General features: G+C 33.4%; 2 protein-coding genes and 1 pseudogene. All 3 read left to right on the top strand.

Features of this window, described 5'->3' with window-relative positions:
- Window positions 1-277, top strand: a pseudogene (locus SPD89_RS22705) (IS21 family transposase); the annotation flags it as partial.
- Window positions 274-1041: an IS21-like element helper ATPase IstB gene (istB, locus tag SPD89_RS22700; protein ID WP_336264220.1), complete on the top strand. Its 768-nt coding sequence runs from the start codon at window positions 274-276 to the stop codon at window positions 1039-1041. The pseudogene SPD89_RS22705 and the gene istB, both read left to right, overlap by 4 nt.
- Before the next feature lie 117 nt (window positions 1042-1158).
- Window positions 1159-1476, top strand: a complete 318-nt coding sequence (locus tag SPD89_RS22695; protein ID WP_336264219.1) for a hypothetical protein — start codon at window positions 1159-1161, stop codon at window positions 1474-1476.
- The last annotated feature ends 266 nt before the right edge of the window (window positions 1477-1742 follow it).

Raw genomic sequence — 1742 nt, 5'->3', positions numbered from 1 at the left:
ATACCATCAGTATTATATAGGAAAAGAAAAAGAATTCATAGAGTTACTTCTTCATATTCAAGAAAATAATAACCTAAAGCAAGTTCTTGAAGCCGTTAAACAGCTTGAAAACATTCACTTAAGTCATGTTTCTACAGAAAGGATTCTATTCATTTGTGAACAATCATTTCCTACAGGAAATGACGTAAAAAGGCGTGACGAAACAACGAATCAATCGGAAAGTAATATGATGGCTTATGCGAAAATGTTTAATCAGTTGGAGGAGGTAATTTCATGAATAAAAAGGAGCAGGTCATTCAATTATGTAAAGATATTCGATTGCCGAGTGTTCGAAAAATGGTTCAAGATGAAACGGAATTCAAAAATCCTAAACAAGCATTTGATATACTGCATCAGGTGCTTGTGCAAGAAAAGAATGATCGTTTCATACGTGCAAAACAAAATAGAATTCGTGCAGCAAATTTCCCACAGAAAAAACTATTAGAAGAATTACAGGAAGATGTGTTACCAGAACAAGCAAGGCAGAAGCTAGTCCATTTAAGGGATTTAGACTTTATTAAAGAAGGACAAAACGTAATTTTGACCGGATCACCTGGTACGGGCAAAACTCACATTTCTGTAGGCCTTGGAATGGAAGCATGCCTAGCAGGATATAGAGTGTTTTTTGCGACAGTTCCTTCACTTATTAATCAATTAAAAGAAAGCCGTTCTGAAAGAACACTGCGATCGTTCGAATTGAAATTTGAAAAATATGATTTAGTAATAATCGATGAGCTTGGATATATCTCATTTGATAAGGAAGGTGCTGAATTATTGTTTACACATCTTTCTTTGAGAGCTGGAAGAAAATCAACAATCATCACAAGTAACCTTCCATTCATGAAATGGCAAGAAATTTTCCAAGATCCAGTTTTAACAGCGGCATTAACAGATCGGCTCACGCATAAATCACATGTTTTAAACATGAATGGACCATCTTTCAGAATGAGAGAAACAGAAGAATGGCTCAAAAATGAACCAGGTAAGGTGGTTCAAAATTAAGTCGCAATGTTTCACTTTTCACTTGCGAACACTTTAAATCTTCTTGGAAAAAATGATTTAATCATAAGTTTACTATTTTTTAAAATAAGCTGAATTAAAGTTAAGGGGATAAATAAAATGATAACAGCAAAAATGGCAACTCATTTTTTCCAATCTTTTGAATTGGAATGTGATGAGGTATTGGTCAGTAAATGGATGGACAAAAGCCAAGTAGGACAGGATTTAAAGAATAACAGAAATAAAATAGACGAATGGGATATGTATAACTTTAGTGATTGGCTAAGAGTGTATGGGACTGCTTATGAAGAAGGAATTGATGATCAAATCCAAATCGCTAGATTATCAAAAGAAATAGAACTTCTAAAAAAGGAAATTGCGAAATTACAGCAGGAGAATTATGAGTTGGTATCTGAATTGGATATTCTTCCATTTTAAATGACAAGTTAAGGGAGATAGTGAACAAATACAACTAATAACAGGTTTCCGTCCCGCCAGACTAGCATGAAGTTGATCAATAATATTGTTGAAACTTGTATAGTTGGCTTGTTTTTGGTCCATCTTCTAAAGAATTTAATCATGTATAAAACAAAAATGGACGTGCTTTGAAAAGCAAAAATGCATATTTTTCATTGATATTTACTGAAGGGAAAGTGGTTCAAAATTAAATTGCGAAATGGTTCACTTTTCACTTGCGAAATACA

The sequence above is a fragment of the Pseudogracilibacillus sp. SO30301A genome, from assembly GCF_037072025.1.
Lineage (GTDB): Bacteria > Bacillota > Bacilli > Bacillales > Amphibacillaceae > Pseudogracilibacillus.
This window is presented reverse-complemented; position numbering and strand designations above follow the sequence as displayed.